At 55.1% G+C, this 25316-nt stretch carries 23 protein-coding genes; 17 read left to right on the plus strand and 6 right to left on the minus strand.

What is annotated here, in order from left to right; translation table 11 throughout:
- Positions 1–179: 179 nt before the first annotated feature.
- Positions 180–1046 carry a UTP--glucose-1-phosphate uridylyltransferase GalU gene (gene galU / locus ACOYW0_RS11520; protein ID WP_482418577.1) on the plus strand — a complete coding sequence of 289 codons (867 nt, stop codon included), beginning with the start codon at positions 180–182 and terminating at the stop codon, positions 1044–1046.
- A 56-nt stretch (positions 1047–1102) separates the two neighbouring features.
- On the opposite strand, the gene ACOYW0_RS11525 is transcribed toward galU, so the two are convergent.
- Positions 1103–1669 carry a lytic transglycosylase domain-containing protein gene (locus ACOYW0_RS11525; RefSeq protein ID WP_482418578.1) on the minus strand — a complete coding sequence of 189 codons (567 nt, stop codon included), beginning with the start codon at positions 1667–1669 and terminating at the stop codon, positions 1103–1105.
- Positions 1670–1722: 53 nt separating this feature from the next.
- Complete coding sequence (locus ACOYW0_RS11530) at positions 1723–2109, minus strand: hypothetical protein (RefSeq protein WP_482418579.1); 387 nt, start codon at positions 2107–2109, stop codon at positions 1723–1725.
- 335 nt (positions 2110–2444) lie between these two features.
- Here ACOYW0_RS11530 and rdgC point away from each other — a divergent pair, with 335 nt between their 5' ends.
- The 5 genes from rdgC (at position 2445) to ACOYW0_RS11555 (ending at position 8889) form a co-directional block, all read left to right on the plus strand.
- Complete coding sequence (rdgC, locus tag ACOYW0_RS11535) at positions 2445–3062, plus strand: recombination-associated protein RdgC (RefSeq protein ID WP_180138206.1); 618 nt, start codon at positions 2445–2447, stop codon at positions 3060–3062.
- Between the two features lie 3 nt (positions 3063–3065).
- Entirely contained in the window at positions 3066–3593 is a 528-nt protein-coding gene (locus ACOYW0_RS11540; protein ID WP_482418580.1) for a hypothetical protein, read from the plus strand.
- A gap of 732 nt (positions 3594–4325) precedes the next feature.
- On the plus strand, positions 4326–5447 hold the full coding sequence (gene dnaN / locus ACOYW0_RS11545; protein WP_482418581.1) for a DNA polymerase III subunit beta: 1122 nt from the start codon (positions 4326–4328) through the stop codon (positions 5445–5447).
- A 75-nt stretch (positions 5448–5522) separates the two neighbouring features.
- Positions 5523–7946 carry a DNA topoisomerase (ATP-hydrolyzing) subunit B gene (gene gyrB, locus ACOYW0_RS11550; protein WP_482418582.1) on the plus strand — a complete coding sequence of 808 codons (2424 nt, stop codon included), beginning with the start codon at positions 5523–5525 and terminating at the stop codon, positions 7944–7946.
- 166 nt (positions 7947–8112) lie between these two features.
- On the plus strand, positions 8113–8889 hold the full coding sequence (locus ACOYW0_RS11555) for a response regulator (RefSeq protein ID WP_482418583.1): 777 nt from the start codon (positions 8113–8115) through the stop codon (positions 8887–8889).
- A 336-nt stretch (positions 8890–9225) separates the two neighbouring features.
- Here ACOYW0_RS11555 and ACOYW0_RS11560 read toward each other — a convergent pair whose 3' ends face one another.
- Together ACOYW0_RS11560 and asnS are read right to left on the minus strand one after the other, a co-directional pair.
- Positions 9226–9672 carry a methylglyoxal synthase gene (locus tag ACOYW0_RS11560; RefSeq protein WP_482418584.1) on the minus strand — a complete coding sequence of 149 codons (447 nt, stop codon included), beginning with the start codon at positions 9670–9672 and terminating at the stop codon, positions 9226–9228.
- Between the two features lie 250 nt (positions 9673–9922).
- Positions 9923–11284 carry an asparagine--tRNA ligase gene (asnS, locus tag ACOYW0_RS11565; protein ID WP_482418585.1) on the minus strand — a complete coding sequence of 454 codons (1362 nt, stop codon included), beginning with the start codon at positions 11282–11284 and terminating at the stop codon, positions 9923–9925.
- Between the two features lie 534 nt (positions 11285–11818).
- Between asnS and ACOYW0_RS11570 the strand changes: the two genes are divergently transcribed.
- The 11 genes from ACOYW0_RS11570 (at position 11819) to ACOYW0_RS11620 (ending at position 23575) form a co-directional block, all read left to right on the plus strand.
- Complete coding sequence (locus ACOYW0_RS11570; protein WP_482418586.1) at positions 11819–14347, plus strand: TIGR03960 family B12-binding radical SAM protein; 2529 nt, start codon at positions 11819–11821, stop codon at positions 14345–14347.
- A 28-nt stretch (positions 14348–14375) separates the two neighbouring features.
- On the plus strand, positions 14376–15887 hold the full coding sequence (locus ACOYW0_RS11575; RefSeq protein ID WP_482418587.1) for an Rne/Rng family ribonuclease: 1512 nt from the start codon (positions 14376–14378) through the stop codon (positions 15885–15887).
- Positions 15888–15988: 101 nt separating this feature from the next.
- Positions 15989–16123, plus strand: coding sequence for a 50S ribosomal protein L34 (gene rpmH / locus ACOYW0_RS11580; RefSeq protein WP_180138223.1), 135 nt, complete (start codon positions 15989–15991; stop codon positions 16121–16123).
- A 145-nt stretch (positions 16124–16268) separates the two neighbouring features.
- Positions 16269–16625, plus strand: a complete 357-nt coding sequence (rnpA, locus tag ACOYW0_RS11585; RefSeq protein WP_180138225.1) for a ribonuclease P protein component — start codon at positions 16269–16271, stop codon at positions 16623–16625.
- A complete protein-coding gene (yidD, locus tag ACOYW0_RS11590) occupies positions 16582–16830 on the plus strand; it encodes a membrane protein insertion efficiency factor YidD (protein ID WP_425484394.1) in 249 nt (82 codons plus the stop codon). Before rnpA ends, yidD begins: the two co-directional genes overlap by 44 nt.
- A gap of 262 nt (positions 16831–17092) precedes the next feature.
- Entirely contained in the window at positions 17093–18700 is a 1608-nt protein-coding gene (gene yidC / locus ACOYW0_RS11595; protein ID WP_482418588.1) for a membrane protein insertase YidC, read from the plus strand.
- A gap of 15 nt (positions 18701–18715) precedes the next feature.
- A complete protein-coding gene (gene jag, locus ACOYW0_RS11600; RefSeq protein WP_482418589.1) occupies positions 18716–19531 on the plus strand; it encodes an RNA-binding cell elongation regulator Jag/EloR in 816 nt (271 codons plus the stop codon).
- Between the two features lie 330 nt (positions 19532–19861).
- Positions 19862–21241: a tRNA uridine-5-carboxymethylaminomethyl(34) synthesis GTPase MnmE gene (gene mnmE, locus ACOYW0_RS11605; protein ID WP_482418590.1), complete on the plus strand. Its 1380-nt coding sequence runs from the start codon at positions 19862–19864 to the stop codon at positions 21239–21241.
- Positions 21242–21377: 136 nt separating this feature from the next.
- Positions 21378–22028, plus strand: coding sequence for a YkgJ family cysteine cluster protein (locus tag ACOYW0_RS11610; RefSeq protein WP_482418591.1), 651 nt, complete (start codon positions 21378–21380; stop codon positions 22026–22028).
- Positions 22025–22405 carry a hypothetical protein gene (locus ACOYW0_RS11615; RefSeq protein ID WP_246317736.1) on the plus strand — a complete coding sequence of 127 codons (381 nt, stop codon included), beginning with the start codon at positions 22025–22027 and terminating at the stop codon, positions 22403–22405. Before ACOYW0_RS11610 ends, ACOYW0_RS11615 begins: the two co-directional genes overlap by 4 nt.
- A gap of 372 nt (positions 22406–22777) precedes the next feature.
- Positions 22778–23575, plus strand: a complete 798-nt coding sequence (locus ACOYW0_RS11620; protein ID WP_482418592.1) for a 50S ribosomal protein L11 methyltransferase — start codon at positions 22778–22780, stop codon at positions 23573–23575.
- Between the two features lie 605 nt (positions 23576–24180).
- Here the strand turns inward: ACOYW0_RS11620 and ACOYW0_RS11625 are convergent.
- Together ACOYW0_RS11625 and ACOYW0_RS11630 are read right to left on the minus strand one after the other, a co-directional pair.
- On the minus strand, positions 24181–24528 hold the full coding sequence (locus tag ACOYW0_RS11625) for a TraR/DksA family transcriptional regulator (protein WP_482418593.1): 348 nt from the start codon (positions 24526–24528) through the stop codon (positions 24181–24183).
- Positions 24525–25133: an HAD family hydrolase gene (locus tag ACOYW0_RS11630; protein ID WP_482418594.1), complete on the minus strand. Its 609-nt coding sequence runs from the start codon at positions 25131–25133 to the stop codon at positions 24525–24527. The genes ACOYW0_RS11625 and ACOYW0_RS11630 overlap by 4 nt, the downstream gene beginning before the upstream one ends.
- Positions 25134–25316: the final 183 nt, after the last annotated feature.

Raw genomic sequence — 25316 nt, forward strand, 5'->3', positions numbered from 1 at the left:
TGTGTTTTTAGTTCCCAAAAAAGGAGTAACATAATAATTTCACTCCGGTTTTACAATAAAAATTTACCAACACCCCTTGATTTCGGACGCCATTCACCGTATATCACAACAAAAAAGTCTCACTACCCGCCGTCGTGAACTCACAATTTCACAACATCAAACCATCAGGATTCGACTCTATGAAAATACGAAAAGCGGTGTTTCCAGTTGCCGGCCTCGGCACACGATTCCTTCCGGCAACCAAAGCCCTCCCCAAAGAGATGCTCCCCGTGGTGGACAAACCTTTGATTCAATACGCCGTGGAAGAGGCCCTGGCCGCCGGCATCGAGCAAATCATCTTTGTCACCGGCAGGGGCAAGGAGGCCCTGGAAGACCACTTCGACCACTCCCACGAACTGGAGTCTATCTTAAAGGAGCGGGGCAAGGACCAGACCCTGGAGCTCATGGAGGCCCTGGTCCCTGAAACCGGAACCATTATCTACACCCGTCAGAACAAACCCCTGGGACTGGGTCATGCCATCTGGTGCGCCCGGGACGTGGTGGGCAACGAGCCCTTTGCCGTCCTCCTTGCCGACGACCTGGTCAAGGCAGAAAACCCTGTCCTCTCCCAGATGATGAAGGCCTTTGACGACACCCAGTCCTCCATGGTGGCGGTGATGGAGGTGGACCCGAGCCAGACGGATAAGTATGGCATTGTGGATGGCGCCAGTGAAAACGGCAGCCTCATCCGAGTGCAGGGCCTTGTGGAAAAACCCGCCCCGGAGTCGGCCCCTTCCAACCAGGCCATCATCGGCCGCTACATTCTCACCCCGGAGATCTTCGACCTCCTGGAAGCCAAAGAGACCGGTGCCGGCGGTGAAATCCAGATCACCGACGCCATGGAAAAGCTTTTGACCACCCAGGACATCTACGGCTTTCTCTTTGAAGGGACCCGTTTTGACTGCGGGGACAAGGCAGGCTTTCAAATGGCCAATATCGCCTATGCCATGGACAACCCGGAGATCAAGGGCCGCCTCACCGCCTACCTCCAGACCCTCCTCAACTGATCACCCCGGGCGAGGGGGAACGACCTTCTCGCCCCACCCTGTGCTGGTGCATCGAATCAATGGCTGCTGTAATAGGAATTGAACCGTTCCACTTTGGCCACGTAGGCCCGGGTCTCGGCAATGGGCGGGATGCCCTTGTGATGTCTGACGGTGGTGGGACCTGCGTTGTAGGCGGCCAGGGCGAGTTTCCGGTTGCCCTTGAAATCGGTGAGCAGGCTCTTGAGGTAAGCTGTGCCCCCCATGATGTTCTCATAGGGGTCATAGGGGTTTTTGATTTTGTAATAGGTGACGTTGTCGGGCATCAACTGCATGAGCCCCTTGGCCCCTTTGGGGGAGAGGGCCCTCGGGTTAAACCCCGACTCCGCGTGAATGACGGCTTTCACCAGGGCAAAGGAAATGCTGTGGGCCTCGGCGGCACGGACAATGATGGCGTCATAGGCCGACGAGCTCCACATTCTCCCCGTTGTTTTCTTTTTCTGCCCCCCCATGGGCCGTGCCCCCATGAGGTCGATCTGGCGGGCGTCCGGAGAATCGGTATAGCACAGGGTGCCCGAGGCGTCCCTGTAGATATAGATGTCGGCCTCCGCAGCGGTCCATCCCATGACCACCCACAACACAATCATCCACCGACTCCGCGCCATACCGCCCCCTGTACCAAATTGGACCTTCATTTGTGTCACGACCCGATGCTGTTGTACCGTCCCCGTTTTTCCACAAGGGTTTTCCGGACCACGCCCCCTGTAAATGAAGGGTGTGACAGATACGCCAGGCCGGTTTTGAGAAATGACCCTGTCACCTCGTCAAAGACCTTCTCTTTGTCAGACGCCGCAATAAAATTGCGCTCCAGCCGTTTTTCATAGCGCGCTGTGGTTCTCCCCAAGGCCTTGGTCAACTCGGGAAGGGAAAGGCCCACGGCAGTAGCCTCGGTCTCGGTCACCTCGAACTCAATGGAAAAAAGGGCCGTCACCACAAAGGCGTCCTCGCTGATCCTTCGGGACGCATCTTCAAGTATCAAGGTGAGGCCGTTTTCAAGTTTCATTGATTTTACACAGTTTTTCGTCATCGTTAAACTCCATTTTTACATCGGCTATGGGGCTGTACCCCCCTGGTATGGCGCCTTTTTCACAGGTTGGATGCGCCCTTTCTTCCATTTCTCAATGATGGATTCACAGCGCAATCCGTAAACGAGGTATACGGGGCAGCCCCCTTAAAAATCAAGATATAATGCCTTGTTTGGCTCCAGTATTCACGATATAAAATGCCTTTGGGCCGCCTGGAAAGCCCTTCTTTCCGGTGCCCCTCATCAACCCGGCCCCCTTTTTGTTACACCCCTTGTGCACAGGAAACGATGCCGCCGGGTTATCAACACAACCAACCGACACCACGAAGGACTACCCTATGGGATTGTTATCAGCCACCCAGACCATCGCCCGATACCGGGTGGAGGGAAGCTTCTCGGAAAACCCCACCGAGCAGGTTCGCAAAGGGCTAAAAAAACAGATCATCACCGATATTGACAACGAAGCCCAGGACATGGCCGTGGGCTGGACCTCCTTTGAGGCCCCCTATACCCCCGATTTCGACGACGCCACCTTTCAGATCGGCACCCACTACGTCTTTGGCATGCGTATCGACAAAAAGTCCATCCCCACCAAGGTGGTGAAACAGCAGGTGGCCATTGCCTCGGCCAAACGCCTGGCTGAAAGCGACCGGGAGTTTTTGTCGAAAAACGAAAAAAGCGAGATCAAAGAGCACGTCATGAACGTCCTCACCATCCGCATCCCGCCCACGCCCAACGTCTTTGACGTGGTGTGGCAGTACGAGGAGCAGGAGGTGTGGCTCTACTCCACCCAGAAGGCCGCCAACGAAGAGTTCGAGACCCTTTTCAACAAAAGTTTTTCCGGCCTGAAACTCATTCGCCTGTTTCCCTACACCCAGGCCGACCTGACCTTTTCCCTCTCCGACACGGACCGGGACCGCCTCTCGTCCATCACCCCAGAAGATTTTACGGAGTAACCCATGCTCGACATCGCTGTCTTATACAACAAATACAAATTCCTCGGCCATGAGTTCCTCACCTGGCTCTGGTTTACCCTGGAAAATGACCCCGAGCGCCTCAAGGACGACGAGGGCATGCCCGTACAGCTCACCGTGGGCAACCGTATCGTCCTGGAAGTGATCCGGGAAGAAAGCACCGTAGAGAGCGTTACCATCAAGGGAGACAACGCAGACTTAAGCGAAGGGATCGTGGCTATCCGCAAAGGGGCCCTGGTCACCGAAATCTCCCTGGCCTACAAAAAAGGGGACCTGGGATGGACCTTTACCCTTAAGGGCGAAAATTTCAACATCACAGGCCTGAAAACCCCTGAGACGCCTCCGGTGGAATCGGGCGATGAAACCGAAGGGGCCGTCATCGACAAGCTCTTTCTCTCCCGGGAGATTGTGGACCTTACCGGGGGACTCTTCCGTGACTTTGTGCGGCTGCGCATCTCCGAGGCCTGGAAAAAAGAGACGGTTCCCGCCATCAAGGTCTGGTTAACATCTTAGAAACAAAAAGGTTTTTCTTATTGTTCATAACCTCTTCATAACCAAAACCCCCTGTATATACAGGGGGTTTACACGAATATCCCAAGGGGTGCGGTCTTCCGCGCCCCTTTTTTGTTGTCCAAAACCGGTTCACGGATTGTTCAAAACCTGCAGGGTTATCAACAATTTTTCAAAACCTGTCAAAAAGCATGTGGTTTTCAACAACGCTTTAGACCGAATAAATCCGTTTTTTGACATTTTTATCTTCTTTTATTTAAAGGTCTTATCCTACTTATGTCACTTATCAACACCCTTTATTATGATTATCTTTTATAAAAAATTAAAAATAAGAACATACCCCCTACCTCTTCACACTTCCTGTCGTTGAAACACACCCAACATAAAAAGGCAGCCGGAAAGGCTGCCTTCACACATTCCGCATAATGAAAACGGAAAGAATTTTTAAAAAGTTAGACCACTTTCCAAACACAGACCCAAAAGCCCCCCAGAAGATCCCCAAAAAAGGGGTAAATGACTTTTTTTTATATTGATAATTTCGGTATAACTTACTATGACATAGGGGGTGATCAGGTCCTGGACCCCTTCATTCACAAACCGAATCGTTGAATCCAAACCCCTTGATTGAACGACCTGATCCCAGTCTCGACCACACCCCGGCTGCACCTTCGGACACCAGTACCGGTTGCACCGACCATCGAACCACGGATTCAGCATGAAACTTTGGAAAACCTCATGAAATTCAAAATAGCCAAAAAAGATATCTCCACCATTCTTGGACGGGTACAGGGGATTACAGGACGTAAAAGCAACCTGGCCATTACCGCCAATGTTCTGATCAAAGGGGAAGGCCAAGGCATCTCCTTTGTGGCTACGGACCTTGAAACAGGGTTTGAAGGACACTACACCGCGGATGTGGAGCGGGAAGGCGCCATCACCATCAATGCCAAGAAGCTCTTTGAGATTGTCCAGAATTTTCCGGGTGAAGATGTTCTCATCGAAGAGATCGAGCGCCAGTGGATCGAGATCAAGAACAACAACATCGTCTACCATATTGTCGGCATGAGCCCGGACGACTTCCCCGATGTCCCCAGGGTGGACGAAGTGGTCTTTGCCCGCGTCCCCACGGGCGGCGTGCGTGAGATGATCGAAAAGACCGTGATGATCCAGGCACCCTCCGATGAAAAGAGGGCCCACATCACCGGTGTCTGTTTTGAACGGATCCAGCGCGGCGGCCAGAACCTGATGCGCATGGTCTCCACGGACGGCCGCCGCCTGTGCAAGGTGGATGTGGAAATCGGAGACGACGCCAACTTTGTCCCCGGGGAGAGCGTCATCGTTCCCAAAAAGGGCCTCATGGAGGCGGCCAAGATCCTCGACAAAGATGCAGAGCATGTGGAGGTGGGGGTCAAGGACAACTACCTGATCTTCAAGATGGCCAAAGAGACGGTGATCATCGGGCTTCTGGAAGGGGATTTTCCCGAGTACGAGCAGGTCATCGAAAAAGACGACGCCTTTGACATCGAGGTGGACCGAAAGCTCTTTTCCATGATGCTCAAGCGCATGTCCATCCTTTCGTCCGACAGCTACAACAGCGTCATCTTCAACTTTTCCGATAACCGGCTGGAGGTGACCGCCACCAACCCGGACCTTGGGGAGTCCAAAGAGGACATGGCCATCGCCTTTGAGCGGGACGAGGTGGAGGTGGCCTTCAACCCCAAATATTTAATCGATACATTGAATGTGATAAACGATGAGCGTATTCTGGTAAACCTTCGGGACAACCATCACCCCTGCCTTGTGGAAGGGGTGGAAGCAAAGCGCTTTTTGAGCATCATCATGCCCATGAAGATCTGATCCTTTCCCTGATAACCGACACGGCAGGGGCACAGGGGATCAACTCAACACGTGGGCCAAAGGCTATAGAGACGCATGACAGAAGAACAGACCAACAGCTACAACCAAGACAGTATCACGGTATTGAAAGGACTCGAAGCAGTCCGGAAAAGACCGTCCATGTATATCGGTAACGTGGATATCCAGGGGCTTCACCACCTGGTCTACGAGGTGGTGGACAACAGCATCGATGAAGCCATGGCAGGCTACTGCGATACCATTTCCATCGTCATCCACCCGGACAACTCCATCAGCATTGAAGACAACGGGCGTGGAATCCCCACGGGCATGCACGAAACCGAGAACATGACCGCGGCTGAGGTGGTTCTCACCAAGCTTCATGCAGGGGGCAAGTTCGACGACAAGTCATACAAGGTCTCCGGTGGTCTCCACGGCGTGGGTATCTCCGTGGTCAACGCCCTGTCGGTTTTCCTGAATCTGGAGATCTACCAGAACGGCAAGATCCACCAGATGTCCTTTGCCAAAGGGGAGAAGACCAGCGACCTTAAGGTGACGGGTGAGACCGAAAAACGCGGGACCAGGGTCCACTTCAAGGCCGACACCGAGGTGATGAACGACGACAACTTCAACCTCGATATCCTTACCAAGCGGCTCCGGGAGCTGGCCTTTTTGAACAGCGGGATCCGCATCACCATCGAAGACGAGCGCTCCGATGAGAAAAAGGCCTTTCATTATGAAGGGGGCCTCAAGAGCTTTGTGGAATACCTTAACCGGTCCCAGACAGCCCTTCACGAGCCCATCACCTTTGGTGGAGAGCGGGACGGGATCCAGGTGGAAGTGGCGGTTCAGTACAACGACACCTTCAACGAAAAGATCTACTCTTTTGCCAACAACATCCACACCCACGAGGGGGGCTTTCACCTTTCCGGGTTCAAAGGCGCCCTGACCCGTACGGTGAACACCTACGCCACCAGCGACAACGTGCCCAAGAACATGCAGGGCAAGATCTCCGGCGACGACACCCGTGAGGGCCTCACCGCCATCGTGAGCGTCAAGGTTCCCGAGCCCCAGTTCGAAGGCCAGACCAAGACCAAGCTGGGCAACAGCGAGGTCAAAGGGGTGGTGGAGTCCCTGGTTAACGAAAAGTTTGCCGACTTTCTCCAGGAGAACCCGTCGGTGGCCAAAAAGCTCATCACCAAAGCGGTGGAAGCGGCCCGTGCCCGGGATGCGGCCAAGCGCGCCCGTGACCTGGCCCGCAGCAAGGGTGCCCTCATCGACTCCACCCTGCCCGGCAAACTGGCCGAGTGCCAGTACTCCGAGCCCGAGTTCCGCGAGCTCTTTCTCGTGGAGGGCGACTCCGCAGGGGGCTCTGCCAAAATGGGCAGGGATCGGCGTTCCCAGGCCATTCTTCCCCTCAAAGGCAAAATCCTCAACGTGGAGAAGGCCCGGTTCGACAAGATCTTACGAAGCGATGAGATCAAGAACATCATCACCGTCCTCGGCACCGGCGTGGGCAGCGAAGAGTACGACATCGAGAAGATCAAGTACCACAAGGTGGTGATCATGACCGACGCCGACGTGGACGGATCCCATATCCGTACCCTGCTGCTGACCTTCTTCTACCGCCAGATGCCGGCCCTCATCGAGCGCGGGTACCTCTACATTGCCCAGCCCCCCCTCTACAAGGTGGGCAAGGGCAAGAGCAGCGTCTACTTAAAGGATGAAACCGGGTACCGGGATTTTATCTTCAAGCGTATTTTTGAAAACCGCAACATCACGGCAGGAGGCACCGAGATCTCCGGGGAAGAACTTTTCAACATGCTCATGGACCTGTCCACCTTTGTACAGGCCATGGACACCATGGAGCGCCGGGGTTACGACCGCAGGCTCCTCATGGAGATCCTCAAAGAGGGCATGATCGACAAGGCCTTTTTGACGGACCGTGAGAAGATGGAAGCCTTCCGCTGCCGCGTCGTGGACAGCGGGTTCGACGTGGGCGATCTGGCCTACAACCCGGAAAGGGAACGCTACCGGTTCTATGTGGAGAAAAAGAGCAAGGCCGATGACGACGAGGTGACCCTTCACATGGGAGGCACCATGGAGGTGGGGCGTGTGCTCTTCTACTCCTCCGAATACATCGCCGCCGTAACAAGCCTTGCCAAGATCCAGGCGGTCATGGACGGGGAGGTGCTGGTCACCAACAGCGAAACCGGCGAGACGGTCCACACCGCCACAGACCCCTTTGAGCTCTTCGACCTCGTGATGAAGGACGGCAAGAAAGGGATCAACATCCAGCGCTACAAGGGTCTCGGTGAGATGAACCCGGACCAGCTCTGGGAGACCACCATGGATCCCGACCGTCGGACCCTGCTCCAGGTGACCATCGACGATGCGGAAAATGCCGATGACATCTTTTCTCTGCTCATGGGGGAAGAGGTGGAACCCAGGCGGGCGTTTATCCAGAAGAACGCCCTTGAGGTCTCGTCCCTGGATATTTAACCACAGGTATCCAAAGGGATACGTTTTGTTCTAAAGGGCTCGCGCAAGGTCGCCGGGGTACGATGAAGGGATCACCTTTCTTTGTGTGCGGCAGGTTTTGTCCGGGCCCTTTGGTTTTTTGGGCCCGGCGTGGGATTGGACTTTTTTACCCGAAAAGAGATCAATAATGGCTGAGACCCCCACATATCGAGAACTGGAAAAGAAAATTGCCGCCCTGGAAGCGGAGCTGGATTCCCTGCGCGAAAAAGAGATCTCCCAGGAGCGCAATCGGATCTTCGGGCGCGTGGCCCACGAGTTCAACAACCTCATGATGGTGATCCAGGGGAACATCTCCATCATGCTCCACGACACGGACGCGGATGATCCCTTCCATGAGCGTCTCAAAAACATGGAGCGCTACATCAGAAGCGGAACCCGCCTCACCGAAAAACTCCTCAATGTGGTGGAAAAAAGCACAGATTCCGAGGGCAAGGCCTTTTCGGTCTCGTCCCTGCCGGATGAAAGGGAACTTGCACGTCCACCGGGCGGTGCGCGCCGTGGCATGGATATCTACCGCCAGGCCTCGCCGGAGACCCACCGGGTCCTGCTTGTGGATGACGAAGCCCTTATCCTGGACGTGGGGGCCCAGATGCTGGCCAAGATCGGACTGGACGTGATCACCGCCGAAAACGGGGCCGGGGCTGTGGAACTCTACAAACGGGAAAAGGGGACCATCGACCTGGTCATCCTGGACCTCATCATGCCGGGCATCGACGGCATCGACACCTACCACCTGCTCAAAGACATCGACCCCGGGGTCAAGGTACTCATCTCAAGCGGGTACCGCAAAGACCAGCGGGTGGAAACCTTCCTCACCGAACCCAACACCGGGTTCATCAAAAAACCCTTCAGCCTCGCCCGCCTCTCCGACGAAGTCCGCAAACTCCTGCGGAGCCCTTCTTAAAAACCGCCTCCGGCGGCCCTGCCGGGGGCCAAACTTTTGTAAAGTTTGACAAACAGGTTTTGAGAACGAATTCGGCTCATTCGAGTGTTATCGAATACCAATCGATTTAATCTGATGAGGCAATCGGAAAATTTTGCGGAACTTTTTTTTAAAATCGACCCGCCGAAGGCCACTGATTAGTTGAAGAAAAATTTATGAATGTGGTTTTAAAGGCGGATGTGTTTTGACCCGAGGAACGAGGGGTAAAACGCATCCGCAACCTGCTTTCGAGGTGTTTTCGCAATAGTGGCTTCGCCACCCTCGCCGCCGGAGCCATGTTTTTCGCTGCTTTTATTGTTATGTGTCAGCCTGGACGGCTCGGTTGATGTGGGCGGTGTAATCTGGTTGGGCTGATTCATAGGGCGAGCTGAACCAGCGGCTGGTGACAAAAAAGTCTGCCGAGGCCTGGTTGCAGGCGATGGGGATGTTGTGGACGGCGGAGATGCGCAGGAGGGCTTTGACGTCCACGTCGTGGGGCTGGGCGGTCATGGGGTCCCAGAAGAAGATGAGCATGTCCAGGCCGTCGTTGACGATGAGGTTGCCCAGCTCCAGGTCCCCGCCCAGGGGCCCGCTCTTCAGGCAGGTCACTTCAAGGCCCACCTCTGAGGTTAGAAGCCCGCCTGTTGTGCCGGTGCCGTAGAGCTCATGCTTTTCCAGTTCCGCTTTGTGGGTCAAGGCCCAGGCCATCATCTTGGGCTTCATCTCATCGTGTGCCACAAGGGCAATCCGTTTCCTGGCTTCCATATCTCTCCTCATTTCTGAAAAACGGTTTTCATGGTCAAACAGGGGAAACAAGCCTCCGGCGGCCCTGCCGGGGGCCAAACTTTTGAAAAGTTTGACAAACAGGTTTTAAAGCATCATTTCGCAGCTACGCCGAAACAATTCAGACACTTTCCCAGCAGTTCTTTTTTTGCGGCTTGTCACGGCGTAGCTTGTTTTTACGGACCCATAGGGTTTCCAGGTGCCCCCACCTGGGCCGCCGGAGGCTTGCTTTCTAAAAATCGATGCTTCCCGGGGTTCGGGGGAAGGCAATGACGTCACGGATGTTGGTGATGCCGGTGAGAAGCATGAGCAGCCGCTCGAAGCCCAGGCCGAAGCCGCTGTGGGGGACTGAGCCGAAGCGGCGGGAGTCCAGATACCACCAGTATTCGTCTTCGGGCAGGTTCATGTCGGCCATGCGTTTGCGCAGGACATCTTCCCGCTCTTCCCTCTGGCTGCCGCCCACCAGCTCGCCGATGCGGGGGACGAGAAGGTCCATGGCGGCCACGGTTTCGTCGTCGTCGTTGACCCGCATGTAAAAAGGCTTAATCCCTTTGGGGTAGTTATAGACAAAGACCGGCTTTTTAAAGTGCTCTTCGGCCAGGTAGCGTTCGTGTTCGGACTGGAGGTCGGTGCCGAAGGAGACCGGGTACTCGAATTTTTTCTTTGCCTTTTGAAGGATCTCCACGGCCTCTTTGTAGGGCAGGCGCTCGTAGGTGTCGTCCCGTAAAGAGGTGAGGGTGGCCATGAGGGTTTTGTCCACAAACTTGGCAAAGAGGGTGATGTCTTCGCTGCAGGTCTCAAGGACCCCTTTCACCACGTATTTGATGAGGGCTTCTGCCACGTCCATGTTGCCGGCCAGGTCGCAGAAGGCCATCTCGGGCTCCAGCATCCAGAACTCGGCGGCATGGCGGCTGGTGTGGGAGTTTTCTGCACGGAAGGTGGGGCCGAAGGTGTAGACATCTCCAAGGGCCAGGGCCATCATCTCAGCGGAGAGCTGGCCCGAGACGGTGAGGTTGGTCTCTTTGCCGAAAAAATCTTCGGAGGCAGGGGTGGTGCCTTTGACTGTGGTGATGCGGAACATCTCCCCCGCGCCTTCGCAGTCCGACCCGGTAATGACGGGGGTGTGGATCAGGAAAAATCCCTCTTCCTCGAAAAAGCGGTGAATCAGGTGGCTGGTGCGGGAGCGGATGCGCATGATGGCCCCGTATTTATTGGTACGGGCCCTTAAGTGGGCGATGGTGCGCAGGAACTCGTCGCTGTGTCGTTTTTTCTGTAAGGGGTAGGCGTCTCCTCCGGATCCTCCGACGAACTCCAGGGCATGGGAGCGGATCTCAAAGGCCTGGCCCTTGCCGGGGGAGGGGACCATCTCCCCGGTGACGGCAACGGCCGCTCCGGTGGAGAGGTCGGGGAGGTGTTCGGAGCCGGGGCTGCCTGCGTCCACGATCACCTGAATGGAAGCCAGGCAGGAGCCGTCGTTGATTTCAAGAAAAGAGAACTCTTTGGTGTCGCGCCGGGTGCGGACCCAGCCTTTTATCAGGACTTTTTCCAGGGGAGCTGTTCGTGCCAGAAGCGCCTTGATTTTTGTTCGATTCATAAAACACCTGTGTGTTGGTTGGTTCGTGTAATTAAAGGTAGACCGTAGTGTAATACCCAGGCCCACCCCGGACAACAAGAAAGATGTATCACGGGGTTGTCACATGTGCAGACGGCCATAGGGGATTTAGCCAGGGGCAACGCGTTTAAACATTCAGTTGCCTCCGGCGGGTCACTTATTGAAAAAAGGTTCGGGCTGCGCCCAGATGAAAAGCCCGTCTTCGCCTTCGGCTACGCCGTGACAAGCCGCAAAAACGTTCCGGTAATAAAAAATGAAGAGGGCTATGCCTTGTAGCGACGCATCCTCAAAAAACGAAACCTGTTTGTCTAACTTTCTTGTCGCGCCGTAGCCCTTGGGTGAAGGCGGATCAAAGGTTTTGCCCCCGGCAGGGCCGCCGGGGGCAAAAATCTAAATGCGTTAACCCTGGGGATTTAGCATATGGTATTTTATTGAAATGTGGTCTATTATGAAATGTTTACAATTCGATGTAAAATAAAACCCTCAAGATTTCAGAAGGTTATAAAATAACGTAACATGGACGATACAACGATTCAAGATATCCTCACCGAGGTGGCCCAGCCGAGCCGTTATCTGGGGACCGAGGTGAACCGTGTGGTGAAAAACCCGGAAGCCGTGGACCTGCATATGGTGCTGGCGTTTCCGGACCTTTACGATATCGGCACCTCCCATTTCGGGATCCAGATTCTCTACGCCCTGCTTAACAAGCGGGAGAACATTTATGCCGAGCGCGTGTTTGCCCCGGCACCTGACATGGAGGCCCTGCTCAAAGAGAAGGGAGAGCCTCTCTTCTCCCTGGAGACACGCACGCCCCTGGGTGACTTTGATGTGGTGGGGTTCAGCCTCCTCTACGAGCTGAACTACACCAGCGTCCTGACCATGCTGGACCTGTCCGGGATTCCCTTCCTTGCCAAGGACCGGGATGCATCCCATCCCCTGGTGATCGCAGGGGGCCCCTGCACCTTCAACCCCGAGCCCGTGGCCGATATTTTCGATTTTCTGATTATCGGGGACGGGGAAGAGGCGCTGGTGGAGGTGGCCGAGGCCATTGCCGTCTGGCGCAAGAGCGGTGCGGACAAAGAGGCCCTGCTCAGCCAGGTGGAGCAGATTGCCGGGGTTTACGTGCCTTCGCGATTTGATGTGAGTTACGAGGCCATGGGCGACGAAGGCGCCACAATGGCCGTGGTCAAGCCCTTGAGTCCCTCGGTTCCCAGGGTAAAACGGGCCATTGTCCCTGAGCTTTCCAAGGAGTCCTTTCCTGAAAAGCCGGTGATTCCCTTTGGCAAGCCTGTGCATGACCGGCTTCGCCTTGAGATTTCCCGGGGATGCACCCGCGGCTGTCGTTTCTGCCAGGCCAGCATGATTTACCGGCCGGTGAGGGAGCGCAGCGTGGACGATCTCTTGAGCTTAAGCGGCGAATCCCTTGAGACCACGGGGTACAACGACATCTCCCTTCTCTCTTTAAGTACCGGGGACTACGAGCAGCTGGCCCAGCTCATGCGGGGGATCACCTCGGGGTGCTGTGCCGATGGGGAGAAGGTGGCGGTTTCCCTTCCTTCCATCCGGGCGGGCCGCCTGACCGGTGAACTCATGGAGATCATCAAGAACGTTCGCAAGACCGGGTTCACCATCGCCCCGGAAGCGGGGACACAGCGCCTTCGGGACGTGATCAACAAGGGGATCTCCGAAGAGGACATCATCGGCACGGTGAAGAGCGCCTTTGAACTGGGCTGGACCACCATCAAGCTCTACTTCATGATCGGGCTTCCCACGGAAACCGATGAAGACCTCCAGGGCATTGTGGATCTGGTGAAGACCTTGCGCGGTCTTACCCGGAACAAGAGGGCGGCCATCAACGTGAGTGTCTCCACCTTTATTCCCAAGCCCCACTCGGTGTTTCAGTGGGAGGGGCAGATTACCCGGGACGAGGCGTGGGAGAAGATCTGCTGGCTCAAAGAGAGCCTGCGCATGCGCGGTGTGACCCTGAAGTGGGGAAGCACGGACATCAGCTGGCTGGAGGGGATCTGGTCCCGCGGGGACCGTCGCCTGACCTCCCTGTTGATCCGGGCCTGGGAAAAGGGATGCCGCCTTGACGGCTGGAGCGAGTACATGGACCTTGGGCTCTGGCGTGAGGCCGTTGAAGAGGAAGGGCTGGACTGGGATCTTTTATGTCGTCGCCATCGCAGCCTGGACGAGCCGTTGCCCTGGGATCACATCGACTCCGGTGTTACCAAGGCGTACCTGAAGAAGGAGAGGGCAAGGGCCCTGTGTGCCTCCCTGACCCCGGACTGCCGCTACGGAGACTGTTCCGGCTGCGGGATCTGCGACTTCAAGACCATCCGGCCCGTGATCTGCGCTCCCCTGGAAGACGAGGCTCCGGCTGCCCCGGTTAAGGCCTCCGAACCGGGTCCCTTCGTGAAGTACAGCATGGCCTATACCAAGGTGGGCAATGCCCGTTTTTTCGGTCACCTGGAGCTGGTCAACATCGTCACCAAGGCCTTTCGTCGGGCCGGCCTTACCATCGAAAAGTCCCACGGGTACAACCCCCGGCCCCGGATTACCTTTTCCGATCCCATGCCCCTGGGGATGGAGAGCCTGGAGGAGACGTTCGTGGTTTCCGTGGCCTCTGAGCTCTCTTCATGTGAGATAAAAAATAAATTGAACCAACATCTTGTTGAAGGAATAGAAATTCGGGATATCAAGCCCTTTGTTAAATCCAAAGGCCCGAAAGACGATACGTTCAGATACAAGGTACACGCGCGATCTGATCTTTTTGATGCCCATTGTTTAAGTAAATTTATGGAATTAAATAATTTTATAATTGAAAAAAAGGGCAAAAAAGGAAATATAAAAGAGGTTGATTTGAAGCTGTTTGTCAGAGGGGTGGAGATCCATTCCCCCTCTCAGTTGACCATCGATCTGAAAGGGATTGATGGTGTGGTCATCCGTCCTGATCTCGCAGTGAAGCATATTTTCTCCCTTGCCGATGACGCCGCTGCTCACCTGGGTCTGGTAAAAATCTGCCGGATTGACGAAGTCTCTTAACCCGATAACCGAATCGTGGTCCCTATACATGTACAAGGAACTGGTTGTTAACGTAACGGAACAGGAGACCCGTGTGGCCCTCCTGGAAGATGGTAATATCGTTGAGCTTTTTGTGGAGCGCGGCGATGATACCAACATCAACGGCAATATCTATAAAGGCCGTGTGCAGCGTGTCCTGCCGGGCATGCAGGCCGCCTTTGTGGATATCGGCCTCAACCAGGCGGCCTTCATCTATGTGGACGACGTTCAGAAGAAGCAGAACATCGGGGAACACGAGGCGCCGTACAGTGAAAACGGCAACAAGGAGTTTGCCCCGGACAACACCGGCCGGCAGATTCCCATTGAAGAGCTGCTCCGTGAGGGCCAGGAGATCATGGTCCAGGTGGTCAAGTCCCCCATCGGCACTAAGGGGGCCCGCATCACCACCTACATCTCCCTGCCGGGCCGTTACCTGGTGCTCATGCCCAACGTGGACCACATCGGCATCTCCAAGCGCATTTCCAGCGAGGAGGAGCGCACCCGCCTGCGGGATCTGATCAGCGACAAGCGGGATGTCCCTTACGGATATATTTTCCGTACTGCAGGGGAAGGGATCGCCGAAGAGCAGCTCAAGCGGGAGATGGACCTTCTGGTTAACTCCTGGGAGAACATCAAGAAACGGTACCGGAGTTTTTCGGCTCCCTACCGTCTCCACCGTGACCTCACCGTGACCTTTCGGGCCATCCGGGACCTATTGACTCACGAGGCGGACCGCCTCACCATCGACAACAAGTTCGGGTTCGATTCGGTGAACAACTTCATCCGAAAGATCATGCCCGAGCTCAAGGTGAAGGTGGAGTACTACGATCGGTCCGAGCCTATTTTTGAGGCCTTCAACCTGGAAGGGGACATCACCCGTGCCCTGAAAAAGAAGGTGTGGCTCAAGTGCGGGGGGTACATTGTCATCGAGCAGACCGAGGCGTTGACCTCCATCGACGTCAACACCGGTCGCTACGTGGGCAAGCACAACTTTGAAGAGACCATCTTCAAGACCAACCTCGAGGCGATCCGGGAAATTTCCGCCCAGGTGCGCCTCCGGAACATCGGGGGAATCATCATCCTCGATTTTATCGACATGGAGAATCTGGAGAACCGGGAGCGTGTCTTTGAGTCCTTGAAGGAGGCGTTTAAAAAGGACAAGTGCCGGACAAACATCCTTCCCATGAGCGAGATCGGGTTGGTCCAGATGACCCGAAAGCGGGTAAGAAAATCGTTGACCCGGATGCTCTGCGAGGAGTGTCCTTTGTGTTACGGGGACGGATACACCATCTCAAAAACCACCATCTCCCAGAAGATCTATCGGGAGATCCATCGTCACGCCCGGGACATGATGGGGGATATTTTTACCCTCAAGGTGAGTGAAGAGATGGCCGATTACCTGCATCGAGACGAGGTCAGCACCATCAGCGCCATAGAGTACCGGCTGGGAAAGAAAATCGAAATCTATCCCATCCGCCGTTTTCACCGTGAAGAGTTTGAACTCACCGAGAAATTCAAGTAAAATATGGCTGTTGACACCCGTCGCATTTTATGATTAAGTTACCGGGTTTATTTTAACGTCACAAAAGTGTGAAATCAAACGTAAAATAGGGGTATTCACATATGAAACGAACATTTCAGCCAAGCAACCTTAAGCGATCCAGAAAGCACGGTTTTATGAATCGTATGTCCACTCCCGGTGGTCGTCGTATTATCAAGCGTCGTCGTGCGAAAGGCCGTAAGCGCCTGTCCGCCTGATACGCACTTGATTTTTATGATGCCTTCGTTAAAGGGTAGCTCCGAGGGCCTCGTTTGGGGGATCGGCAGGCCGGTAACGGCTTGCTTTACGGTCCGCCGGAACGAGGCACGACGGAGTGTACGATGATACAGGGATACATAAGACTTGCGAGCGAACGCCTTTACAAAAGAGCTGAGGATTCTCAAGAGACATCAGTTCCAGGAACTCTACCGAAAAGGGGCAGCCGTCCATAACCGCCACTTCGTTGCCAATATCCTGGAAAACAACCTTCAGACATCCCGCATAGGCATCACTGTATCAAAAAAGGTTGGGGGTGCTGTCACGCGTAACCGCATCAAACGGATTGTACGCGAGTATTTTCGGAAAAACGGTCGACACTTTTTTGAGAATCGGGATATCCAACTTATTGCCAAGCGCACAGCGGCTCAACTCAGCAATAAAGAGACCCTTTTATCCCTTGAGCATATTTTTCAAAAAATTAAAGCAAGTACTGAGTCTTAAGCAGGTCTTTGTCGGATTGATAAAGGCCTATCAGTATTTGATCTCCCCTTTGATTGGTCCCAGATGCCGTTTTTATCCCACATGTTCGGCATACGCCATTGAGGCCTATGAACGGTATGGAATCCTTAAGGGGTCCTTTTTGGCGGTGAAACGCATTCTCAAGTGCCACCCGTTTCATCCCGGAGGGTTCGACCCGCTTCCATAAAATCCTTCATCAGAGCTTCAGCACCCACCCACCGACCAGAAGAACCCGCAAACACCCGATGATCACGCCAGCCCCTCTGCGCATGAATGGCTGTGCCGTGCATCATCCGTAATATTACGAAACCGTCCAGAAGATTCCAGCGCCCGGCAACAGGCACCTTGATGTTGCACCATTTGTGAACCCACGGGGCAGGGACGGGCCATTGGCACATGAACAAGGCACCATCTTTCTTATACAAAGAAGATGAACAACGGAGAACCTAATGGAACAAGTCAGACTCTTTGCAGCAATCATTCTTTCCATCATTGTGTTTGTAGGGTGGAACTTTCTCTTTCCCCCCCAAAAGCCCGTGGACGTTCCCCAGGAGACACAGGTGGAACAACCCGTGGCCCAACCCGGGGAGCCGGCAGCACCTGCCGTGGATATCAAGCCTGTGACGGTGGTGGCGGAAAACATCACCGTGGTGGAGTCTCCCCTTTACCGCATCGAGTTCACCAACCGCGGAGCCGCGGTTAAACGGTTCGAACTGAAGAAATACAAAGAGACTCTGAAAGGGGACGCCTTTAAAAACCTCGTGCCCGAGGGAGTGGACCGCACCTTTACCTTAACGGTGACGGGCAGCGGTGTGGAAGGCGCAGTGGACGCCCTGTTTGAAGTGGACAAGGAAAAGGTTCTGGTCGGCGAAAACGGTGCCAGCCTTACCTACCGCTGGGTCAGCGCCTCCGGCGTGGAAGTGGTCCGCAGCTTCAACTTCAGCCCGGATTCCTACGACATCGGCTCCACGGTGACCCTGCGCAACGGAAGCTCCCTTGCCATCAACGATAACCTGGCCTTCGGCCTGATCTCCACGGTGGAAGGCGGCAGGACCTACGGGTTCGAAGGGCCCAGCGGTTTTGTGGATGGCCACCTTGAAAACGTCAAGGTGAAGAAGATCGAGGACAAGAACCTTTTTAAAGGGAACGTGGAGTGGGTGGCCCAGCAGAGCCGCTACTTTATGACCGCCGTCATTCCCAAGGGTGTTGCCGGTACCTCCATGGCCCTGGCCGACAACAGCGGGGTGATCACCGCAGCCATGAACCTGCCCACGGGCATGATCCAGCCCGGCGGGGAGAAGACCCTCACCGTGGACATCCTTGCAGCCCCCAAGAGCTACCGCATGCTCAAGAAGCTCGATTCTTCCGTGCACAAGGCGGTGAACTTCGGCTGGTTTGACATCATTGCCAAGCCCTGCCTCAGCCTGATGAACCTGATCCACGATCATGTGATTGCCAACTACGGCATCGCCATTATCCTTTTGACCATTCTCATCAAGCTGATTTTCTGGCCCCTGGGCAACAAGAGCTACACCTCCATGCACGAGATGAAAAAGCTCCAGCCCATCATGGCCAAACTCCGGGAGAAGTACAAAGACGACAAGCAGCGCATGAACCAGGAGGTGATGGCCCTGTACAAGACCTACAAGGTCAACCCCATGAGCGGCTGTTTGCCCCTGGTGGTGCAGATGCCCATCTTCTTTGCCCTCTACCGCATGCTCTACTCTGCGGTTGAGCTGCGTCACGCTCCGTTTTTCGGATGGATCACCGACCTGTCCGCTCCGGACCGTCTCTTCCATTTCGGGTTCAACATCCCCATGATGGCAGAGCCCTCCGGGATTCCGGTCCTGACTCTTCTGATGGGTGCCACCATGTTTCTCCAGCAGAAGATGTCCCCCTCCACCGGGGATCCCACCCAGGCCAAGATGATGATGATGATGCCCCTCGTGATGACGGTTATCTTCGTGAACTTTTCATCCGGGCTCGTACTCTACTGGCTTGTAAACAACATCCTTTCGATTTCTCAGCAGTACTATATCACCAAGAAACTCTCGTAACCTCTGGAGGAGTGTATGAATTCGCTTAGGGAATTTGAGGGCAGAACCGTGGAAAAAGCCATTGATGCTGCCTTGCAGGAACTCGATATCCCGAGAGAGGAGCTGGACTACAACGTGGTGACCAAGGGGAGTGCCGGTCTGTTCGGCCTCTTCGGGGCCAAAAAAGCCAAGATCTCCGTGACCCTCAAACAGACCCGGGCCAAGCAGGGCCGGGCAGCCAAATCCCTCGTAGACGAGGCCTTCGGGACTCCCAAGTCCGAGGAACGCACCACTGCGGAACTCGATGGCTTCAAAGGGGAAGACCGCACCTACGAGTACACCGAGCGGACCTTTGAAGAGGGATTTTTCAAAGGACTCACACCTGCCGAGGCGGGTGTGGAGATTTTAAAAGAGATCGCCTCCTTTATTTCCGAGGAGTCCGAGATCGCCTACAGCGTGGAAGGGGATATTCTCACCTACAACGTCACCGGCGGCAACGCGGCCGTGATGATCGGTAAAAAAGGCCAGACCCTCGAAGCGATCCAGTACCTGTTGGACAAGATCATCAACAAGCACAGCATGGAGCGTGTGCGGGTCCAGGTGGACATCGAAGGCTACCTGGAGATGCGCAAGGAAAAACTCCGTCAGCACGCCCAGCGCATGGCTGAAAAGGTCAAGAAAACAGGCAAGCCCCACACCATCGGGCACATGTCTTCCCACGACCGCCGCATCATCCATCTTACCCTGAAGGATGATCGCGGAGTGCGGACCCAGTCCATGGGCGAGGGATACTACCGGCGCCTTGTGATTTTCCCCAAGAGAAATAAGGGAATGCGCAATAAAAACAGATAGATAATCTGGGTTTTGACGCTATTAAAGCCCGTTTGGCCGTTCCCCGGTCAAACGGGCTTTTTTTATGGTCGCCCCGCAGGCGACGTGGTAGTTTAAATGTGATAAATTGCCTCTGTGACGTGGTCTCCCTTTGCCTCCGGCGGGTCGCTTTTTTGAAAAAAAGCTCCGCAAAAAACTTTTCTAATGTAAAAAAGGGGAAATTATTTCGGCGGAGCCTGGAAAGGCTTACTTAAGACCTGTTTGTCAAACTTTTTAAAAGTTTGGCCCCCGGCAGGGCCGCCGGAGGCATTATGATCAGCAGGTATAACAACACAACAGCAGAAAAGAGCTATGAGCTATTTGGATCTTGATACCATTGCAGCCATTGCCACGCCCGTGGGGCGTGGCGGCATCGGCATTATAAGGGTCTCCGGGCAGAAGGCCGTTTCCATTGCCATGACCTTTTTCAGGTCCGCCTCCGGCGTCACCAGCCCCAAGAGTCACCGGGTCTATTACGGCACCTTTGAGGACGGCAAAGGGGTCGCCTTGGATGAGGTGATCCTTTTTTACATGAAAGGACCCAAGTCCTATACGGCTGAGGATTGCGTGGAGATCCAGTCCCACGCCAGCCCTGTGGTCATGCGTCAGATCCTGGACCTTCTCATCGAAGCCGGAGCACGCCTTGCCGAGCCCGGGGAGTTCACCAAGCGAGCCTACTTGAACGGGCGCATCAACCTCTCCCAGGCCGAGGCCGTTATCGATCTGATCAACGCCCGGACCACCACCTCCCATGAGATGGCCATCTCCATGGTGAAGGGAGAACTCGGAGAGGCCGTTGCAGGCCTTCGGGAGACCCTTAAGCAGATCTCCGTTACCCTGGAGGCCATCCTTGATTTTCCCGATGACGTGGACGAAGAGATCCAGGCCGAGGCCATTCGGGACCAGCTTTCCGGCTCCGTGGTTCCCACCCTGGTCTCACTCATCGAGAATTTCGATCAGTCGGATATTTTCCGTCATGGGATCCGCGTGGTCATTGCAGGCCCCCCCAACTCCGGAAAATCGAGCCTGCTGAACCGCCTTTCCGGACAGGACCGAGCCATTGTTACCAATGTGCCGGGCACCACCCGGGATCTGATTGAGGAGTTTATCCACATCGACGGCATTGCTTTTCAGGTCACCGATACCGCTGGAATCCGGCATACCGACGATCCTGTGGAGAAGATCGGCATCGAGCGGACCCTCTCCAGCATCGAGGCCTCGGACCTGGTTCTCTATCTGGTGGACGGGTCCGAAGGGTTGGGCGGCGAGTCCGTAGAGCAGATCCGGGAGCATGTGGCCACCCGCCAGTATCTTGTGCTGGTGAACAAGGCCGATCTGACTCCGGGGGGAGCTGCCGACGGGCTCAACGCCCAGGGCATTGAACACCTGGTGGTCTCGGTGAAGACCGGAGACGGTCTGGAAGCTGTCAAGGAGGCGGTGGTGGCCAGGATCCTGGCCCGGCTTCCCGAGGACCGCAGCGCCCTGGTTCCCAACAGGCGGCAGGTGGCCCTGGTAAGAAAGGCTTTAAATAATGTGGAAAATGCTGTAGAGGGTATAGATTCTCATCTCTCTTTTGATGCCATCAGCATCGACATCCGTTCGGCCATGGACCTGATGGGTGAGATCCTGGGCGAGGAGGTTCAGGTGGATATTCTGGATGAGATTTTCAGTAATTTCTGCATTGGAAAATAGACCGGCGCCTGCGGAAGGTGGCCGGTTGTTTCACGTGAAACATTGATTACCCAGGACAAGGGCAGGACCGTCATGGGGACTGCCGACCCTTTTGGGGTGACGGCATCCTGGGCCAAAGATATAGGATGGAATGGTCATGGATTTTTCAGAGGCATTTACCCGTTACGAAGCGCTGGTGGATCAGGTCGGCCAGGTGTTCACCAAGGTCAGCTCAGAGTTTCCCACCGAGGTGACCTGCAAGGCCGGTTGCGACGATTGCTGCCATGCCCTGTTCGACCTCACCTTTGTGGAGGCCCTCTACATCAAAAGCAAGTTTGATGAGCAGTTCACGGGCAAGGCGCGCTTTGAGATCACCGAACGTGCCAACACCGTGGACCGGGCTCTGGCCAAGCTCAAGAAAGAAGCGTACAAGCGCCATGAAGCCGGAGAGACAGATGCGGCCATCATCGAAGAGGTCTCCAAAGCGCGCATGCGCTGCCCCCTTCTCGGGGAAGAGGGGACCTGCCTGATGTACGACTACCGTCCCATCGCCTGCCGGGTGTACGGGATCCCCACCTCCGCAGGGGGCCAGGGACACACCTGCGGTCTCTCCGGGTTTGACCAGGGCAAGGCGTACCCCACCCTCAACATGGATCTGGTTTACAACCGTCTCTACAAAGTCTCAGCGGAACTGGTGAGAAAGCTCGACTCCCGTTTCACCAAGATGGGAAGCGTGCTCATGCCCCTGTCCATGGTCCTGTTAACCGATTTTAACGAAGAGTACTTAGGGGTGGAGGTCAAGGTATGAGCACCGTCGGCATGACCCACAACGAGTTTACCGATGAGGAGGTCGAGGCCAAGAAGAAGGCCATCTTCGACTCCATGGGAAAACGGGGCCAGAAGATGATCATGAAGCAGGGCTACGAGAACTGGAACCCCTTTGGTGATCCCAAAGATCCCCTGGATATCCGGGTGGACGGTTCCGAGCGCACCGTGGACCAGCTCATCCGCGAGTTCCTGGCCGAGGTGGGGCCCGAAAATCCGTCCAATCAGTATTCCCAGTCGGTCATGGAGATGGCCATGGGGGTGATGAACAACACCGACAAGGTGCGCGCTGCCTTTGAATTTGTTCACTGGTACGACGAGCTCTTGAAAAAAGAGGGGAAGACCCTGACCTTTGATTAATCAGGGGAGCAATAAGCCTCCGGCGGCATGGTGTACCACCTTGAAAGCAGGGTGCGGATGCGTTTTGCTCTCGTTCCTCGGGTCAAAACGCATCCGCCTTTAAAACGACAGTTATAAACATGTTTTTTATGACCTGTTTGTTAGACCCAAGGGAACTATTCAGCTCCCAAAAAATGCCTCCGGCGCTCCTGCCGGGGGCCAATCTTTCACCACTTTTATGGACTGGGTTTGAAAGCAGGTCCTACGAACCACGTGGACCGTCCACAAGCTTTCGGCGAATCGACTGTTTTAACCATAACGGCCATTCAACCGAAACGGTTTTGCGGAGCTTTTTTCAATAAGCGAGTCGCCCGAGGCAAAGCAGGGAACTGTATGGAAACGATCTGTGTTGATGATGTTGTGATTGCCCATGTAAATGGGACCACCCGTTCCCTGACGCCCGCTGAGATCATGGCCACCCTCATGGCCGATCACGGCATGAACCGACGGACGGCCCGGGCCTGTCTGACCCGCTGCGTGGAGAATAACCATCTCGCCTATCGCCAGCAGCTGGGACGCACCGTGGTGGTTCCGTCCCTCAACCGATACCATCCCCTGGTCCCGGGGGTTGTTCTGGCCCCGCCCCACCTTCCTTCCTCCACCGACGGTTCCTGTTGCATCACCATGAAAGAGGGGATCAGTTTCGGCAACGGAACCCACCCCACCACCCGTCTCTGTGCGGAGTTTATGACCACTGCACACAACAACGGTTCCCGTTGGGACCATGCTCTGGACCTGGGAACCGGCACCGGGGTGCTCTCCCTTCTGGCCATCAAGCTCGGGTGCTCCCATGTGGACGCCACGGAGATTGATCCCATTGCCATGCACGATGCCCGGGAGAACGCCGTGCTCAACGGGTGCTCCCACTGCCTTCAGGTCCATCACGCCGATGGGTTTTCGTCTGCCCACAATTATGATGTGGTCACAGCCAACCTGAGATACCCCACATTGATCTCCCTGGAGGACTCCATTCATCGGTGGACTGCACCGGCAGGGGATCTGGTACTGTCGGGCATCAAGTCTGGGGAAGAGGGCAGGGTGATAGAGGCTTACGCGTCTCATTTTGATCTCAAAGCGGAAAAAACCCGCCAGGGCTGGGTTGGATTGCACATGAAAAAGGCTTATCTTTGATATCTGCGTATAATTTCCCGTTTTGCCCTTTTTCTGATTATGGATGGTTATCCCATAAAGAGTGCGAGATCTTACGAATTTGACTAATTACTTTGTAATATATTGATTATATAGTATTATTTTGCCAAAAATCTCGCATTTTGTGCACGCTGAGGCCAGGTTTGTCTCATCCCCACCCTTTATCATCCCCTGACATCTTTTTATCGGATCACAACCCGGCTTTTTGGAAGTAACCCGTGAGCAGGTGCGCGGTACCGGTTGCCTTGATCTTTATGACGCGCAACCATTCAGCTCATCTTTATCCCGGCTATCCTGCTGGGTTTCTCATTTAAAACGTGTGACAAACCGATTTTGGCAGCGACCTGCACCTGCCGGTAACTTTCGGTGAGCCGATTGGTCTACCCATAACGGCCATTCAACCGGAACGTTTTTGCGGAGCTTTTTTCAAAAAGCGACCCGCCGGAGGCAATTATGAAGGACGATTTAACAGAGGGTTTGTTGGGGCAGAGCGTGGTGTTGTGGATGGTGTTTCACGTGAAACATCATCCACAGAAAGGTGTGGGATGCCGGCCAGGCTGACCGGAAGGCACCTGTGGAGGGGGTCTTTAGCTCTCCATGTCAGCGGCACAAGCCACGCAGTGGGTGGCTTCGGGTATGAGGCGCAGGCGGGCCAGGGGAATGGGCTCTTCGCAGGCAATACAGAGGCCGTAGTCCTCGTCATCCACATGGGCCAGGGCGTGCTCCAATCGAGCGATACGCGCTTTCCTTGCCCGGGCTGAGGCTTCTCCGATGTGGCGACTCTGCATGGCCTCCACCCGGGAGATACGCCCGATGGCACTGTCCGGGGTCACAGCGGGCTTGGTGTGTTCTTCGGTGGCAGCGAGCTCCTCTTTGAGCTGCGTGAGTTCCGATTCCATATGGGCTTTCAGTTCCTGGCGCTGAAGTGGGGTCACAGGATGTCGAGCTCCTTGAGTGTCTGAGAGAGGTTGTCCACGCCGCAGACCTGATGGGCCTTGATACCAAGGGCGCGGGCTGCGTCGATGTTGACAGGGGTATCATCGAAAAAAAGGGTCTCTTCCGGGGCTACCTGGAGGGTGTCGAGGACGTGGCAAAAGGAGGCCTTGTCAGGCTTCATGCATCCCAGTTCATGGGAGGGGAAGTTGTGGTCAAAGAACCGGTGGATGTGCAGGCTCTCGCAGAGGTTGTTCCAGTGAAGCTCGTTGGTGTTGGAAAGGGAGGCGGTCTGGTAGTCGCCGTTGAGCTCGGCCATGAGCTCATTAAACCCCGGAAAAGGCTGGGTGGTCCAGGATACAAAGGCATCCAGAAAGGTGGGGACATCCACAGGAAGGGAAAATTCCCGGATCAATTCAGCGGCAAAGGTGTCGGGTGTGATCCGACCGGTTTCAAATTCTTTTACGGCCCGGGAATTGATCCAGAGCCTCCAGAGTTCTGTTTCCGTGTGGAGGCCCTTTGTCCATGAGAGCATCTGGTCCACACCGGTGAGCTGGATAAAGACGCCGCCGATATCAAAGAGCAGCAGCTTGACGGGTTGGTTCATTGGGAGCACCTCAACCAGTTGGATCGCGTTGCCACGCGATGGCTTGTGTGAAGATAACCGATGACCCGGAGGAAACGAATCCATGGAGCCCTTCCGGGTGGCCGGAGGTTCACCTGCATTGTTATCAAAAAACCAAAAAAAAAGCGCCGCTTTTTCAAGCGGCGCTTTTTGTCATCAGGGGGC

The sequence above is a fragment of the Desulfoluna sp. HI9BLuna genome (assembly GCF_056829775.1).

What these genes read in the sequence shown, in the direction of transcription:
- ACOYW0_RS11525 (WP_482418578.1), bottom strand. Translation starts at nt 1,669, where the DNA reads ATGATTGTGTTGTGGGTGGTCATGGGATGGACCGCTGCGGAGGCCGAC.
- gyrB (WP_482418582.1), top strand. Translation starts at nt 5,523, where the DNA reads ATGACAGAAGAACAGACCAACAGCTACAACCAAGACAGTATCACGGTA.
- yidC (WP_482418588.1), top strand. Translation starts at nt 17,093, where the DNA reads ATGGAACAAGTCAGACTCTTTGCAGCAATCATTCTTTCCATCATTGTG.
- galU (WP_482418577.1), top strand. Translation starts at nt 180, where the DNA reads ATGAAAATACGAAAAGCGGTGTTTCCAGTTGCCGGCCTCGGCACACGA.
- dnaN (WP_482418581.1), top strand. Translation starts at nt 4,326, where the DNA reads ATGAAATTCAAAATAGCCAAAAAAGATATCTCCACCATTCTTGGACGG.
- ACOYW0_RS11560 (WP_482418584.1), bottom strand. Translation starts at nt 9,672, where the DNA reads ATGGAAGCCAGGAAACGGATTGCCCTTGTGGCACACGATGAGATGAAG.
- ACOYW0_RS11620 (WP_482418592.1), top strand. Translation starts at nt 22,778, where the DNA reads ATGGAAACGATCTGTGTTGATGATGTTGTGATTGCCCATGTAAATGGG.
- ACOYW0_RS11540 (WP_482418580.1), top strand. Translation starts at nt 3,066, where the DNA reads ATGCTCGACATCGCTGTCTTATACAACAAATACAAATTCCTCGGCCAT.
- ACOYW0_RS11575 (WP_482418587.1), top strand. Translation starts at nt 14,376, where the DNA reads ATGTACAAGGAACTGGTTGTTAACGTAACGGAACAGGAGACCCGTGTG.
- rpmH (WP_180138223.1), top strand. Translation starts at nt 15,989, where the DNA reads ATGAAACGAACATTTCAGCCAAGCAACCTTAAGCGATCCAGAAAGCAC.
- mnmE (WP_482418590.1), top strand. Translation starts at nt 19,862, where the DNA reads ATGAGCTATTTGGATCTTGATACCATTGCAGCCATTGCCACGCCCGTG.
- jag (WP_482418589.1), top strand. Translation starts at nt 18,716, where the DNA reads ATGAATTCGCTTAGGGAATTTGAGGGCAGAACCGTGGAAAAAGCCATT.
- ACOYW0_RS11555 (WP_482418583.1), top strand. Translation starts at nt 8,113, where the DNA reads ATGGCTGAGACCCCCACATATCGAGAACTGGAAAAGAAAATTGCCGCC.
- asnS (WP_482418585.1), bottom strand. Translation starts at nt 11,284, where the DNA reads ATGAATCGAACAAAAATCAAGGCGCTTCTGGCACGAACAGCTCCCCTG.
- ACOYW0_RS11610 (WP_482418591.1), top strand. Translation starts at nt 21,378, where the DNA reads ATGGATTTTTCAGAGGCATTTACCCGTTACGAAGCGCTGGTGGATCAG.
- ACOYW0_RS11615 (WP_246317736.1), top strand. Translation starts at nt 22,025, where the DNA reads ATGAGCACCGTCGGCATGACCCACAACGAGTTTACCGATGAGGAGGTC.
- rdgC (WP_180138206.1), top strand. Translation starts at nt 2,445, where the DNA reads ATGGGATTGTTATCAGCCACCCAGACCATCGCCCGATACCGGGTGGAG.
- ACOYW0_RS11630 (WP_482418594.1), bottom strand. Translation starts at nt 25,133, where the DNA reads ATGAACCAACCCGTCAAGCTGCTGCTCTTTGATATCGGCGGCGTCTTT.
- ACOYW0_RS11530 (WP_482418579.1), bottom strand. Translation starts at nt 2,109, where the DNA reads ATGACGAAAAACTGTGTAAAATCAATGAAACTTGAAAACGGCCTCACC.
- ACOYW0_RS11570 (WP_482418586.1), top strand. Translation starts at nt 11,819, where the DNA reads ATGGACGATACAACGATTCAAGATATCCTCACCGAGGTGGCCCAGCCG.